General features: G+C 72.7%; 10 protein-coding genes. 5 read left to right on the forward strand and 5 right to left on the reverse strand.

The window, feature by feature from the left end; genetic code table 11:
- Positions 1-33 precede the first annotated feature (33 nt).
- Positions 34-1,371, reverse strand: a complete 1,338-nt coding sequence (locus ACZ7GJ_RS07535) for an MFS transporter (protein ID WP_470750212.1) — start codon at positions 1,369-1,371, stop codon at positions 34-36.
- A 25-nt stretch (positions 1,372-1,396) separates the two neighbouring features.
- Positions 1,397-1,834: a MarR family winged helix-turn-helix transcriptional regulator gene (locus ACZ7GJ_RS07540; protein ID WP_470750213.1), complete on the reverse strand. Its 438-nt coding sequence runs from the start codon at positions 1,832-1,834 to the stop codon at positions 1,397-1,399.
- 120 nt (positions 1,835-1,954) lie between these two features.
- Here ACZ7GJ_RS07540 and ACZ7GJ_RS07545 point away from each other — a divergent pair, with 120 nt between their 5' ends.
- The gene (locus ACZ7GJ_RS07545) at positions 1,955-2,137 is read left to right on the forward strand and encodes a hypothetical protein (RefSeq protein WP_030156886.1); all 183 of its coding nucleotides are present in this window, start codon (positions 1,955-1,957) and stop codon (positions 2,135-2,137) included.
- A 12-nt stretch (positions 2,138-2,149) separates the two neighbouring features.
- On the opposite strand, the gene ACZ7GJ_RS07550 is transcribed toward ACZ7GJ_RS07545, so the two are convergent.
- Positions 2,150-3,610: an NCS2 family permease gene (locus ACZ7GJ_RS07550; protein ID WP_470750214.1), complete on the reverse strand. Its 1,461-nt coding sequence runs from the start codon at positions 3,608-3,610 to the stop codon at positions 2,150-2,152.
- Between the two features lie 129 nt (positions 3,611-3,739).
- On the opposite strand from ACZ7GJ_RS07550, the gene ACZ7GJ_RS07555 reads away from it, so the two are divergent.
- Together ACZ7GJ_RS07555 and ACZ7GJ_RS07560 are read left to right on the forward strand one after the other, a co-directional pair.
- Positions 3,740-4,042 carry a DUF2530 domain-containing protein gene (locus ACZ7GJ_RS07555; protein WP_470750215.1) on the forward strand — a complete coding sequence of 101 codons (303 nt, stop codon included), beginning with the start codon at positions 3,740-3,742 and terminating at the stop codon, positions 4,040-4,042.
- A 146-nt stretch (positions 4,043-4,188) separates the two neighbouring features.
- Positions 4,189-6,666 carry a cation-translocating P-type ATPase gene (locus ACZ7GJ_RS07560; protein ID WP_470750216.1) on the forward strand — a complete coding sequence of 826 codons (2,478 nt, stop codon included), beginning with the start codon at positions 4,189-4,191 and terminating at the stop codon, positions 6,664-6,666.
- Between the two features lie 4 nt (positions 6,667-6,670).
- Here the strand turns inward: ACZ7GJ_RS07560 and ACZ7GJ_RS07565 are convergent, their stop codons facing one another.
- Positions 6,671-7,888 carry an MFS transporter gene (locus tag ACZ7GJ_RS07565; RefSeq protein WP_470750217.1) on the reverse strand — a complete coding sequence of 406 codons (1,218 nt, stop codon included), beginning with the start codon at positions 7,886-7,888 and terminating at the stop codon, positions 6,671-6,673.
- Positions 7,889-7,985: 97 nt separating this feature from the next.
- Here ACZ7GJ_RS07565 and ACZ7GJ_RS07570 point away from each other — a divergent pair, with 97 nt between their 5' ends.
- Together ACZ7GJ_RS07570 and ACZ7GJ_RS07575 are read left to right on the forward strand one after the other, a co-directional pair.
- Positions 7,986-8,963, forward strand: coding sequence for an ArsR/SmtB family transcription factor (locus tag ACZ7GJ_RS07570; RefSeq protein WP_470750218.1), 978 nt, complete (start codon positions 7,986-7,988; stop codon positions 8,961-8,963).
- 90 nt (positions 8,964-9,053) lie between these two features.
- A complete protein-coding gene (locus tag ACZ7GJ_RS07575; RefSeq protein WP_470750219.1) occupies positions 9,054-10,733 on the forward strand; it encodes an FG-GAP repeat domain-containing protein in 1,680 nt (559 codons plus the stop codon).
- On the opposite strand, the gene ACZ7GJ_RS07580 is transcribed toward ACZ7GJ_RS07575, so the two are convergent.
- Complete coding sequence (locus ACZ7GJ_RS07580) at positions 10,730-13,861, reverse strand: sacsin N-terminal ATP-binding-like domain-containing protein (RefSeq protein WP_470750341.1); 3,132 nt, start codon at positions 13,859-13,861, stop codon at positions 10,730-10,732. The two genes, ACZ7GJ_RS07575 and ACZ7GJ_RS07580, sit on opposite strands and share 4 nt — an antisense overlap.
- Positions 13,862-13,916 lie beyond the last annotated feature (55 nt).

Raw genomic sequence — 13,916 nt, forward strand, 5'->3', positions numbered from 1 at the left:
CCCGCTGCGGTGCCTGCGCCCGGACCCGGCGCGTCAGGCCGCCTGCACCAGGGCCCCGCGGGCGGCGGGGACGAAGGCCACGCCGTGGCGGCCGACCCGCAGCCGCAGGTTGCCCACGCGGGCCAGGGCCACGCCGATCGCGACCGAGGCGGCCAGGGAGACGAGCCCGCCCGCGACCATGCCGATCCGCGCGCCGTAGGTGTCCGTGATCCAGCCGACCAGCGGAGCACCCAGCGGAGTGCCGCCGGTGAACACCATCATGAACAGCGCCATGACCCGGCCCCGCATCTCGGGGTCGGTGGCCATCTGGACGCTGGAGTTGGCGGTGACGTTGACCGTCAGGCCGAAGACCCCGATCGGCACCAGCAGCGCGGCGAACAGCCAGAACCCGGGCGCGAACGCCGTCACCAGCAGCAGGACGGAGAACAGCACCGCCGCGGCGACCAGCAGCCGCAGCCGCGAGAGGCCGCGCCGGGCCGCGAGCAGGGCGCCCGCGAGGGAGCCGGCCGCGATCAGGGTGTTGAACAGCCCGTACGTGCCCGCGTCGCCGTGGAAGACGTCGCTGACGAAGGCCGACAGCCAGATCGGGAAGTTGAATCCGAAGGTGCCGATGAAGCCGACCAGCACGATCGGCCAGATCAGCTCGGGGCGCCCGGCGACGTAGCGCAGGCCCTCCCGCAGCTGTCCCTTGGCCCGGGGCTGGACCTCGACCGGGTGCAGCTCGGCCGTGCGCATCATCAGCAGGCCGGCGATGGGTGCGGCGAAGGACAGTCCGTTCAGCAGGAAGGCCCAGCCGGAGCCGACGGCGGTGATCAGCACACCGGCGATCGCCGGGCCGACCAGCCGCGCGGACTGGAAGTTGGCCGAGTTCAGGCTGACGGCGTTGGCGACCTGGTCCTTGCCGACCATCTCGGAGACGAAGGTCTGGCGGGCCGGGTTGTCGACGACCGTGACCAGGCCGAGCACGAAGGCGGCCAGGTAGACGTGCCAGACCTGGACGTGTCCGGCGAGGGTGAGTACCGCGAGTGCGACACCGGTGAGGCCCATGGCGCTCTGGGTGACGATCAGCAGTGGCCGCTTGGGCAGCCGGTCGGCGAGTACGCCGCCGTAGAGTCCGAACATCAGCATCGGCAGGAACTGCAGGGCGATGGTGATGCCGACGGCCGAGGCGGAGCCGGTGAGGGAGAGGACGAGCCAGTCCTGGGCGATGCGCTGCATCCAGGTGCCGGTGTTCGAGACGACCTGTCCCGTGGCGAAGAGCCGGTAGTTACGGATCTTCAGCGAGCTGAACATCGAGTTCTTCTTGCCCGCGGTGCTGTAGGTGGTGGATGTATGGCCGGGTGCGGAGTCTGCTCCGGTTCCCGTACTCAAAAGCGTTCGCCTCCTGGCGTCGTGGTCAGAGGTGGGCGAGCTTCTCCAGGACGGGTGCGGCTTCGCGCAGCTTGGCCCATTCGTCCTCGGTCAGCTCGGCCGCGAGCCCGGCCAGGAAGGCGTTGCGCTTGCGACGGCTCTCTTCGAGCATCGCTTCGGCCTCCTCGGTCTGGCTGACCACCTTCTGGCGGCGGTCGTCGGGGTGCGGCTCCAGCCGTACCAGTCCCTTGGCCTCCAGCAGCGCGACGATGCGTGTCATCGACGGCGGCTGTACGTGCTCGCGTCGCGCCAGCTCACCGGGGGTGGCCTGGCCGCAGCGGGCGAGCGTGCCGAGCACCGACATCTCGGTCGGGCTCAGCGACTCGTCCACGCGCTGGTGCTTGAGTCGCCGGCCCAGCCGCATGACGGCGGAGCGGAGGTCGTTCACGGCGGCGGCGTCGATGCCATGGGAAAGGTCGTGCATGTTCTTTAGAGTAACTCATTACTCTACCTAAGGAACACCACTTATTTCACGTCACTCGTACGGGTGAGTCGGCTCCGGAAAGTGACACGCGTCCATGCCCTGTGCCCCGACCCTTTCGGCATGGGGACACATGTGCTGAGCATGCGCATAGACGGGGAGCTCCTCGACAGGCTCCGGACTCATGCCGCCAAACGCGGAATGAGCGTCCAGGACTATGTGGTCCGGACGCTCATTCGCGACGACTTCGACGAGCGCTTCAAGGCGGCCGTCGACGAGACGGAGAAGTTCTACGGGCTGACGTGAGCCTGACGTGCCTTACGTGAGGCCGAGGGCCGGCATCGCGTAGTAGAAGACGAACACCGCCGACACGACGTACATGGCCACCGGGACCTCGCGGCCCCGGCCGGTCGCCAGCCGCAGGACGCAGAAGCTCACGAAGCCGATGCCGATGCCGTTGGTGATCGAGTACGTGAAGGGCATCATCACCATGGCCAGGAAGGCCGGGACGGCGATGGTGAAGTCGCTCCAGTCGATGTCCTTGACCGAGCCCGCCAGGATCAGGAAGCCGACCGCCACCAGGGCGGGGGTGGCCGCCTGGGACGGGACCATGGTCGCGAGCGGGGTGAGGAACAGCGCCACGGCGAAGAGGCCGCCGGTCACGACGTTCGCCAGGCCCGTACGGGCACCCTCGCCGACACCGGCCGTGGACTCCACGAAGCAGGTGGTGGCCGAGGAGGAGGTCGCGCCGCCCGAGGCGACGGCCAGGCCGTCCACGAGCAGGACCCGGTTGATCCCGGGGAACTCGCCGGTCTCCTTGTCGATCAGCTTCGCCTCGTCGCCGACGCCGAGGATCGTGCCCATGGCGTCGAAGAAGCAGGACAGCAGCACGGTGAAGACGAAGAGGACGCCCGTCAGCAGTCCGACCTTGCCGAAGCCGCCGAAGAGGCTGACCTGGCCGACGAGCCCGAAGTCGGGCGCCGCCACCGGGTTGCCCGGCCACTCGGGGACGGTCAGTCCCCAGCCCGAGTCGGGCAGCTCGACGACCAGCTGGACGACCACCGCGACGACGGTCATGGCGACGATCGAGATCAGGATCGCGCCGGGCGTCTTGCGGATCAGCAGCGCCAGGGTCAGCAGCACGCCGACGACGAAGATCAGTACGGGCCAGCCGTGCAGGTGGCCGTTGGCGCCGAGCTGGAGCGGCACCGTGGTGTGCGCGGCGTCCGGGATGCGCGAGACGAAGCCGGAGTCGACCAGGCCGATCAGCATGATGAACAGGCCGATGCCGATGGCGATGCCCTTGCGCAGGCCGACCGGGACGGCGTTCATGACCCGCTCGCGCAGTCCGGTGGCGACCAGCAGCATCACGACGAAGCCGGCCAGGACCACCATGCCCATGGCGTCGGGCCAGCTCATGCGCGGGGCGAGCTGGAGCGCGACCACGGTGTTGACGCCGAGGCCGGCCGCGAGCGCGATCGGGACGTTGCCGATCACGCCCATGAGGAGGGTGGTGAAGGCCGCCGTCAGCACGGTGGCGGTGACGAGCTGGCCGCCGTCGAGCTGGTGCCCGTACATGTCCTTCGCGCTGCCCAGGATGATCGGGTTCAGCACGATGATGTAGGCCATCGCGAAGAAGGTGGCGAAGCCGCCGCGCACTTCGCGGCCGATGGTCGAGCCGCGCTCGGAGATCTTGAAGTAGCGGTCCAGTCCGGAGGAGGATCCCTGCGGGGAAGGCTCCGGGGCGGTGGACGCGGGGGCGGGGGCCGACGTGCTCATGCGGTCCTCATTGGGTGGTTCATACGATGAAATGGGGCCTGGCCCAAACCGTTTCAGTATGAACACATGAACGAAGGGGCGTCCATCTCCGCGCGTAGACCCCGTTCGGGGCCCCCTAGACTTGGACTCATGGCGAAATGGACTGCGAAGCACGAGGCGCCCGAGCCCCTTGAGGGCCCGGTCGTCGCGACGGTCACCGGCGGCACGATCCTCTGGTTCGCCCTCTTCGTCGTCCAGCTCCCCTTCTACGGGTGGTTCGCCGACCGGGACCTGCTGTGGTGGGTCTGGTGCTGCGCGGCCGGCGGCGTGCTCGGCCTCATCGGCCTCTGGTACGTCCGGGGCCGCGACGCCGCCCTCAAGCGGCACGCGGCGGAGCGGGCCGAAGCCGAGTCCGCGGCCGGGCGGGCGCAGGCGGGCCCCGCCGCCTCCTGAGGGCCGGTCGAGCCGAGGGCCGGTCGAGACGCAGTCGCGGGTCGGTCCACCCGCGGTCTACCAACGGACGATTTCCCTCATCCCGAAGTCGGATCTTAGGACTGCTCGGCGGGTGAAGCGTTCGAACGCCCTTTACCGTCGAAAGCATGACGCAGCGGGCGAAGATCGAATCCGACGGACCCGAGCCGGGCGGTGGCAGCGGCGCCGCCGCGGCCGGGGTCGCCATCGACGCGGGAGCCGAGCTGGACCCCGTACACCCGATGCAGCCACCCGCGCCCAGATACAAGCCCGGCGGCCTGAGCACCGCCGAGGTCGCCGAACGCGTCGCGCGCGGAGCCGTCAACGACGTGCCCGTGCGCTCCTCCCGCTCCACCACCGAGATCGTCCGGGCCAACGTCTTCACCCGGTTCAACGCCATCATCGGCGTCCTCTGGGTGATCATGCTGTTCGTCGCGCCCATCCAGGACAGCCTCTTCGGATTCGTGATCATCGCGAACACCGGCATCGGCATCATCCAGGAGCTGCGCGCCAAGAAGACCCTGGACGGACTGGCCGTCATCGGCGAGGCCAAGCCGAGCGTGCGCCGCGACGGCAGCACGGCCGAGATCTCCACCTCCGAGATCGTCCTCGACGACGTCATCGAACTCGGGCCGGGGGACAAGGTCGTCGTCGACGGGATCGTCGGCGAGGCCGACGGCCTGGAGATCGACGAGTCCCTGCTCACGGGCGAGGCCGACCCCGTCCTGAAGAAGCCCGGCGACTCGGTGATGTCCGGCTCCTTCGTCGTCGCCGGCGGCGGGGCCTTCACCGCCACCAAGGTCGGCCGCGAGGCCTACGCCGCCCAGCTCGCCGAAGAGGCCTCGCGCTTCACGCTCGTCCACTCCGAACTGCGCTCCGGCATCTCCACCATCCTCAAGTACGTCACCTGGATGATGATCCCGACCTCGATCGGCCTGGTCATCAGCCAGCTGATCGTCAAGGACAACAACCTCAAGGACGCCATCGCCCGCACCGTCGGCGGGATCGTCCCGATGATCCCCGAGGGGCTCGTCCTCCTCACCTCGGTCGCCTTCGCCATCGGTGTCATCCGGCTCGGCCGCAAGCAGTGCCTGGTCCAGGAACTGCCCGCCATCGAAGGCCTCGCCCGCGTCGACGTGGTCTGCCTCGACAAGACCGGCACCCTCACCGAGGGCGGCATGGACGTCACCGAGTGCCGCCCGCTCGGCGGCGCGGACCCCGCGTACGTCAAGAAGGTGCTCGGCGCCCTCGGCGAGTCCGACCCGCGCCCCAACGCCAGCCTCCAGGCGATCATCGACGCCTACCCGGACAGCGCGGAGTGGCGCTGCACCGAGTCACTGCCCTTCTCCTCCGCCCGCAAGTACAGCGGCGCCAGCTTCAGCGAGGGCGACGGCGAGAACAACACCTGGCTGCTCGGCGCCCCCGACGTGCTCCTGCCGGCCGGGGACCCGGCCCTCGACGAGATCAACGACCTCAACGAGCAGGGCCTGCGCGTCCTGCTGCTCGGCCGGGCCTCCCGCGAGCTCGACGAGCCCGACGTCGCGACCGGGGTGAAGCCCACCGCCCTGATCGTCCTGGAGCAGCGGCTGCGGCCCGACGCGGCCGACACCCTGCGCTACTTCGACGACCAGGACGTCAAGGCCAAGGTCATCTCCGGCGACAACGCGGTCTCCGTCGGCGCGGTCGCCGGCAAGCTCGGCCTGCCGGGCGCGGAGAACACCGTCGACGCCCGCAAGATGCCGGCCGGACGGGCCGAGATGGCCGAGGTCCTCGACGAGAACTCCGTCTTCGGCCGGGTCACCCCGCAGCAGAAGCGCGACATGGTCGCGGCGCTGCAGTCCAAGGGCCACACCGTCGCCATGACCGGCGACGGCGTCAACGACGTGCTCGCCCTCAAGGACGCCGACATCGGCGTCTCCATGGGCTCCGGCTCGGAGGCCACCCGCGCGGTCGCGCAGATCGTCCTCCTCAACAACAGCTTCTCCACGCTCCCGTCGGTGGTCGCCGAGGGCCGCCGCGTCATCGGCAACATCACCCGGGTCGCCACCCTCTTCCTCGTCAAGACGGTCTACTCGGTGCTGCTGGCCATCCTGGTGGTCTGCTCCCAGGTCGAGTACCCGTTCCTGCCCCGCCACCTGACGCTGCTGTCCACGCTCACCATCGGTGTCCCCGCCTTCTTCCTGGCCCTGGCCCCGAACAAGGAGCGCGCCAGGCCGCACTTCGTGAAACGGGTGATGCGCTACGCGATCCCCGGCGGCGTGATCGCGGCGGTCGCCACCTTCGTGACGTACCTGCTGGCCCGTCACCACTACTCCGGCCAGGACGCCCTCCAGGCCGAGACCAGCGCGGCGACGCTGACGCTGTTCCTGACCTCGATGTGGGTCCTGGCGATCATCGCCCGCCCGTACACCTGGTGGCGGGTGGGCCTGGTCGGCGCGATGGGCCTCGCCTTCCTGATCGTCCTCGTCGTCCCGTGGCTCCAGGAGTTCTTCGAGCTCAAGCTGGTGGGCGCCCAGATGCCGTGGACGGCGGTCGCCGTCGCGGCCGTCGCCGCCACCCTGATCGAGTTCGGCTTCCGCTGGGTCGACCGGAAGTTCCCGGCCTGAACCCTCACGCGGCCAGGCCGTGCTCCTGCTCCTGCTCCTGATCCTGTGCGGCGCGGGCGGCGATACGGGCCCGCAGGCCCAGCGTCGCCCCCGCGGCGAGCAGGCCGGCCACCAGGGCCGCCCACCACAGGGCCGCCGGCCCGAGCCCGGAGTACAGGGTGACGCCCAGGGTCAGGGCGGCGAAGCGGGCCAGACCCCAGGTCCAGCCGAAGGCACCCTGGTAGCGGCCGCGGGCGTGGGCCGGGGCGAGGCCCGCCACCACCGAGGCCGCGATCCCGGCCACCGCCACCTCGCCGAGCGACCAGACGACCACCGACACGGCGTACCCGGCGATACCGTCCGCGAGACCGGTCAGCGCCACCCCGACCGCGATCAGCGCGCTGCCCGCCGCCTGTACGGACAACTGCGGCAGCTTGGCGAGCAGGCCGGACGCGAAGGGCTGGAGCACCACCACGAGGACCGCGTTGACTGCGGCCAGGGCCCCGTACACGGCCGGCGAGAGCCCGCTGTCGCGCACGGCCAGCGGCAGGGCGACCTCGGTCAGCGAGTACACGAAGAGCTGGATGCCGAGGAGCGGGAGCAGGGCGAGCAGCAGCCGGTCCCGGAAGACGACGCCGTAGCCCGAGCCGTCCGCCCCGGCGGCGTCCGCCGCGGGCGCCCGCTCCGGCTCGCGCAGCCGGGTCGCCACCACGGCGGCGTACACGAGCATGGTCCCGGCGTCGACCGCGAAGAGCAGCCAGTACCCGTGCGCGGCGAGGAAGCCGCCGAGCACCCCGGCGACGGCGGTGCCGATGTTGACCCCCCAGCCGAACAGCGCGTACGCCCGCTGCCTGCGCTCACCGTCCACCGCGTCGGCCATCAGCGCGTACGCGGCCGGGCCGACCGTCGCCCCGGCCGCGCTCAGCAGCAGCGCCGCCGCGGCCATGGTCGGCGCACCCGGTGCCACGAACAGCGCGCCCTGCGCGGCCGCGGCGCCGAGGAGCCCGATCAGCATGGTCGGGCGACGGCCGATCCGGTCGGCGAGTACTCCGCCGAGCGCGGGCCCGAGCAGGTTGCCCGCACCCAGCGCGCCGAGGACGTAGGAGGTCTCGGTCCCGGTGATGCCCCGGTCGGCCAGCAGGAAGACCAGGAACGGGGTGACCAGGTGGCCGAGCCGGTTGACGATCGTGCCGGCGAAGAGGGTCCAGACGGTGGGCGGCAGTCCGCGGAAGGTGGAGGGCATGGCAGGAGCCTGCGCCCCGCGGGCACGATGCCGAATTGATTAAGCTGAGACCGAATCCAACGACTCGACCGGTCAACGGAACCCAGGGGGCGGGCAGATGGAATCCGGACTGAGCTTCTCGGCGGCGGACCTGGCGCAGACCAGGTTCGCGGTCTCTCCCATGTGGGAGGTCGTCACCAGCTACCGCATGCTGCGCCGGGCCACCGAACCGCCGCCGCACAGCCGCTGGGCCGCCCAGGTCCGGCCCCGGCTGCTGCGCGAGGGACTGGACCGGGGCTGGCTGGCCGACCTCGTTCCGGCCGACGGCTACCTCGCCGACTTCCTCAACCCGACCCCGGACGGGCCCTTCTGCGAACTCCCCGCCGAACTGGCCGCGATCCGCCGCAGCCTCCCCGAGCAGGTCCGAACGGACGTCGCGAAACTGGCGGCCGGCACCTCACCGAGGCTGCGCCTGCTGCACGAGGAGCCCGAGGCCGCGCTGGAGAAGGTCACCGCGGAGATCGAGAAGTACTGGGAGCTCGCCCTCGCGCCCTACTGGGCCCGTATCCGACAGGTCCTCGAAGCCGACGTGTTCCACCGGGCGCGGCAGGTGGCCGAGTACGGCTCCGCGCACGTCCTGAACGAGCTCCACGACTCCGTGCGCTGGGACGAGGGCAGCCTCCACCTGGTCCGGCGCCACTGCGCCCTCACCCGCGACCAGGCCGGATCGGGGCTCCTGCTGGTGCCGTCCGCCTTCGCCTGGCCCCGCGTCCTGACCCGCTCCGTGGCGCCCGACCCGCCCCAACTCGCCTACCCGGCCCGCGGGATCGGCGCCCTGTGGCAACCCCGCGCCACCGGCGCCGCCACCGAGGCCGTCGCCGCGCTGCTCGGCCGCTCCCGCGCCCTGCTGCTCGTCGAGCTCGACACCCCCGCCTCGACCACGCAGCTCGCCCGCCACAGCGGCCTGTCCGCCGCCGGGGTGTCCCAGCACCTCACGACGCTCCGGAACGCGGGCCTGGTCACCGCCCACCGCAACGGCCGCTCGGTGCTGTACGCCCGCACGGCGGTCGCGGACGCGCTCCTGAGCCCGGCGTAGCCCGCCCGTTCAAATGTCGGTGCGGTCCGGTAATCCTTCTGGGAGATTACGACCGGCAAAAACTTCGTGTTTCCAGGGGGGAACCACCGAATGACACTCGTACGCGCCCTTCCGACGGCTGCTCTGGCCCTGACGCTCGGCCTGGCGGCCGCAGCGCCGGCCGCAGCGGCCGCGGACCCGGCGGCGCCCACGGTCACCGCGCCGCGGACCAGCCCCACTCCCGGCTTCGCCGGCGAGGGCACCAGCTCCGACTGCTACACCAACCCGTACTCCGGTTCCGGCGCGGGCTGGGTGGGCCTGACGTCCCAGGTCACCACGCGCGTCACGGCCGCCTCCCCGTCGGGGGCGCCGGTCCGGACGACGTTCCAGCTCTGGGACACCTCGTACGGGGGCGAGCGCACCGACCACCCGAACGACTCGACCACCTGGCCCGAGGCCGAGATGTACTTCCCCGGCGACCGGTTCGCGGACGGCGGCCAGTACGCCTGGCGCGCCCGCGCCACCGACGGGAAGCTGACCAGCCCGTACACCGCCTGGTGCTACTTCCGGGTGGACCGGACCCCGCCGACGGCCGAGGTGACCACGGACGCCTCTCCCAAGAAGGTCGGCGAGGAAGCCACCTTCACCCTGAAGGGCACCGACACCGGCTCGGAGATCGCCTGCGCCCGCTGGCGCACCACCCCGACGCCGAGCGTCGGCTGGCGCTGCTCGGACGAGGCGACCGACGCGCACGTCGTGCGTCTGACGGACGGCGCGCTCGACATCAAGGTCAAGCCCGCGACCTGGGGCAGCCAGGCGGTCTACCTGGAGACGATGGACAACGCGGGCAACGTCTCGCAGGACGCCACCGCCTACTACTACGCCCAGCCCAGCACCGCCCCCGCCGCCTTCGGCGACATCGACGCCGACGGCAAGCCGGACGTCCTCGTCCCGGACGCGGACGGCAACCTCCGCAAGTGGGGTTCGAACCCGCTCGCCACCGCCGCAGGCCGCGCCGCCGGCGCCCCGGGCGGCAGCGGGAGCTGGGCGGGCGTCCAGTACACCCACCGCGGCACCCTGGGCAGCCAGCAGGTCGACGACCTGCTGGCACACGTCCCCGGGGGCCCCGCCCTGTACGTCTTCCGCAACGACGGCGCCGGCCTCTTCACGGAGCAGGGACCGAGCACCACCGCCAAGCCCGACACCTGCCGGAACGCCGAGCGCCGCATCATCGATTGCGCGGAGTACGGCCTCGGCTCCAACTGGTCGAAGGTCACGCAGCTCGCGGCGTACGGGTCCCCCCGCGGCGACAGCCCGGTCGGGACCACCCTGCCCGGCACCTCGGTGCTGTTCGTCGAGAACGGCCGCCTGTGGCTGGTGGAGCGCGGATTCTCCAACCGGCTGAACGACGAGGCCGTCCTCCTCTCGGGCGACAGCACCGCCTGGGCCGGCTACGACCTGCTCACCCCCGGCCGCGCCCAGGGCACGGACTTCCCCACCCTCTGGGCCCGTTCGCAGGCCGACGGCACCATCCGGGCGTTCTCCATCACCGGCACCCCGGACGCCCCGGACTTCTCCGCCTTCGCCGACCCGGCCGCCGGGCCGGTGCTGGCCACCCTGGCCCCGGCCGAGCACCCGCGCGTCGGCTCCGACGGCGACCTCACGGGTGACGGCCTGCCGGACCTCTGGTCCGCGGACGCCTCCGGCAAGGTCACCGTCTTCCCGGGTGCGGGCACGGCGACGCCGTACCCGACGGTGACGGGCTTCGGCCCGGCGATCCCGGCGGTCTAGTCGAACCACCTGTCCCGGGCCAGTTCGCCGGTCCGGGACGGGTCCTCCAGCAGGGCCGCGACCTCGAAGCGGCGCGGCCACTGGCCCGCCGACCAGGCCAGGCCCGCCGCGACGCCCTCCAGCGTGGCGGCGTGCAGGGTGCCGTCAGGGGTGCGGCGCCAGTCGAGTTCGGTGCCGCCCGCGATCAGCTCCTCGTGCTCCAGGTAGGTGGCGGGCGTCGCCGGGCCGAGCAGGACCCGTACCGACTCCGGTACCTCGTGCTCCTCGCCCGGGGTCGTCACCTCCGCCGGGACCGTTTCCGACAGCCGCCGCACCTGGAGCAGGTCCGCCAGGTCGGCCGCGCGGGACGGGGCGACCGGCAGCAGGGCCAGGCCCTCCGTCAGCGGGAGCAGGTCCGGGGCGTCGGCGATCACCGCGTCGGCCGCGTCCACCACGGCCACCTCCCCGTCGATCACCGCGCGCAGCTCGTCCGGCAGCGTGACCTGCTCGGGGTCCAGGTCGGCCAGGGCCCCGTACAGGGCGTGCAGTTGGCGTCCGCCGACCTCGCGGTCCGGGTCGGCGAGGCGGCCCAGGAGTTCGGCGGCGCCGCCGGGCTCGTCGAGCAGGGCGGCCACGGTCGTGCGTACGCCGAGTGCCCGCAGGACCTGCTCGTCCTCGAAGCCCGTGGCGTCCGCCGGGGTGTAGAGGCCCGCCAGCAGCGGGTCGCCGCCCGCCGCGCGCAGACCCGCGGGGCGGCGGCCGTCGAGCACCGGGTGGTCGCGCAGCCACCACGCGGTGTACGGGCGCACCGACTGCGTGGTGCCGTCGGGCAGCAGGACCCGTACCGGCTGGGTCAGCGCGTCGCGCAGCGGGGGCTGTGCGAGCATCGCCAGCGCCTGGGGCCAGCAGTCGTCGTCGACCAGGTCGAGGTCCCGTACCGCGACCAGCTCGGTCGCCACCGGCGGGACCGGGGTGTCGGGCAGCTGGTCGAGCACGTCCTCGCACCACACGTCCACCGCGTCGAGCAGACCCGCGTCGTCGGGTTCGGCGAAGTCCCCGTCGCGGGGCTCCAGTTCGTCGGGGTCGAGGACCACGTCGGTGGCGCGCACGAGCTGGAAGGCGGCCAGCACCCCGACGGCGGTCAGCGGGCCCTCGCCCCAGCGCGCGAGCAGCTCCTCGTCGCAGTACGGGATCTCGTCCGCCCGGATCACGGAGGCCAACGCCGAGCCGGGCAGGAGCAGTTCTCCCGCGGGGGTCGGTTCGCCGTCCTCGTCGGGCAGGGCCAGCGCGCCCAGCCAGGGCTCGTCGCCGGGCGCGAGTTCGGCCGCTTGGACCAGGCCCAGGACGACGTCGGCCAGTTCGTCGGCGTCGAGGGTGTCCGCGTCCTCGTCCCAGATCTCCCCGGCGTCGAGGGAGGCCGCCACGGCCGCCCGCACCTGCGGGGTCGTCAGGACCGCGCGGGGGGTGGCCGGGAGGGCGCCGAGCTTCTCCAGCAGCGGGTGCACCGCGTCCGGGTGGGCCACCTTCAGGCCGAGCCGGGCCAGGTCGGCCGGGGTGTCCGCGTAGGGCAGCAGGACGTGGCGCGGGCCGATGGTGGTGCGCCCGTCGGCCAGCGGCACGGGCAGCCCCGAGAGCCGGTCCGGGTCCACGCCGGCCAGGGTGTCGTACAGCCGGTGCCACCAGTCGGGGGTGCGCTCGATGCCCGCGATCCGCTCGATGGCGTCGCCGAGCGGGAGCCGGCCGACGCCCAGCGTGCGCAGTTCGGAGCGGCGTTCCAGGCCCGCCGGGAGCAGGGTCGGCAGGACCTCCGCGAGGACCCGTACGGTGTCGGCGCCCGCGCCCTCCACCACCTCGGCCTCGAAGGGGCGCAGCGCGGAACGCTCCTCGGGCTCCTCGGCCGGGGCGGCGGGCGCGAGGAACGCGGTCCGGGGGAGCCGCTGGAGCACGGCCGCGCGCAGGGCCCCGTCGAGCTCGCCCTTGCCGAGGGGGCCCGGTACGAGGTCCACGAGCGCGGTGCTCACCGGGTCCCAGGAGCCGAGGAGTTCGGCGTAGGCGTCGGCGGCGCGCTCCACCAGGAAGTCGGTCAGCGGTCCCGGCGCGGGGTGGCGGCGCGAGGTGTCGAGCGGCAGGGTCGCGATGAGCAGCGCGGGGATGCCGAGCGGTTCGTCGGTGGGGGTCGGCGCGTGCACCACGGGTGCGGTGGCGGGGGGCACGGGCGCGCCGTCGGCGTCGACGGGCACGGCCCAGGAGACCGTCCAGACGGGCCGCAGCCGTTCCTCGACGGGCCGGTCGGCGAGCAGTTCCCGCTCGATCGGGCCGCCGTGTCGGACGGTGCGCCAGCGCCGGGTCCGCCCGGCGGAGTCCTCGATGACCGTGTACGGGCCCTCGGCGCGGCGCAGCAGTGTCCGTACGCCCCCGGCGGGGGTCTCCACGACGACCTCGTGCAGGCCGGGCAGGGTCAGGAGCAGGGCGTCGTCGATGCCGGCGAGGAGGCGTTCGGCGAGTTCCTCGGCGGCGGCGTCGCGCAGCGGGAGGACCACGACGGTGTCGTACCCGTCGGGCGCGGTGCCCTCGGCGGGCAACGGCAGGCGCAGCAGCGGGACGTGCCCGTCGCGCCGGCGCAGCTCGTCGCCGAGTCCGGGGCTGCCGACGGCGGCGCCCCGGGCCAGTTCGCGGGCCTCGGGAAGCGACCAGCGCACTCCGCCGTGGCGGCCGAGCACCGCGGGCTCGTCGGAGACGGCGAGGACGGCGGCGAAGCCGACGCCGAAGCGGCCCACGGTGTCCCCGGATCCGGCGGACTCCCGCTTGGCGGAGGCCCGCAGGGTGCTGAGGGACTCCACGCCGGTCGCGTCCAGCGGGGCCCCGGTGTTGGCGACGGCCAGCACGGCGTGGCCGCCTTCGTCGGGTCCGCCGGGGTGCAGGGTGAGCCGCAGCCGGCCGGGGACCTTGGCGCGGGCCGCGGCGTCGGCGGCGTTCTGCGCCAGCTCGATGACGAGCCGGTCCCGGTAGCCGCCGAGTGCCAGGTCCTCCTCGGCGTTGGCGTCCTCGCGGAAGCGGGCCGGGCCCGCGCCCCAGGCGTCGAGCACCCCGCGTCGCAGCCGGGCCGTGCCGAAGGGGTCAACGCCGCTCTGGGCCGCCGTCACTCGCACGCTCACGCCGCTGCCTCCAGCTGTGCCGTCTTCAGGATCGTCGGGCCCATGAACC

The sequence above is a fragment of the Streptomyces sp. NPDC037242 genome (genome assembly GCF_055604165.1).

What these genes read in the sequence shown, in the direction of transcription:
- ACZ7GJ_RS07565 (WP_470750217.1), bottom strand. Translation starts at nt 7,888, where the DNA reads ATGCCCTCCACCTTCCGCGGACTGCCGCCCACCGTCTGGACCCTCTTC.
- ACZ7GJ_RS07550 (WP_470750214.1), bottom strand. Translation starts at nt 3,610, where the DNA reads ATGAGCACGTCGGCCCCCGCCCCCGCGTCCACCGCCCCGGAGCCTTCC.
- ACZ7GJ_RS07575 (WP_470750219.1), top strand. Translation starts at nt 9,054, where the DNA reads ATGACACTCGTACGCGCCCTTCCGACGGCTGCTCTGGCCCTGACGCTC.
- ACZ7GJ_RS07555 (WP_470750215.1), top strand. Translation starts at nt 3,740, where the DNA reads ATGGCGAAATGGACTGCGAAGCACGAGGCGCCCGAGCCCCTTGAGGGC.
- ACZ7GJ_RS07560 (WP_470750216.1), top strand. Translation starts at nt 4,189, where the DNA reads ATGACGCAGCGGGCGAAGATCGAATCCGACGGACCCGAGCCGGGCGGT.
- ACZ7GJ_RS07540 (WP_470750213.1), bottom strand. Translation starts at nt 1,834, where the DNA reads ATGCACGACCTTTCCCATGGCATCGACGCCGCCGCCGTGAACGACCTC.
- ACZ7GJ_RS07545 (WP_030156886.1), top strand. Translation starts at nt 1,955, where the DNA reads ATGGGGACACATGTGCTGAGCATGCGCATAGACGGGGAGCTCCTCGAC.
- ACZ7GJ_RS07570 (WP_470750218.1), top strand. Translation starts at nt 7,986, where the DNA reads ATGGAATCCGGACTGAGCTTCTCGGCGGCGGACCTGGCGCAGACCAGG.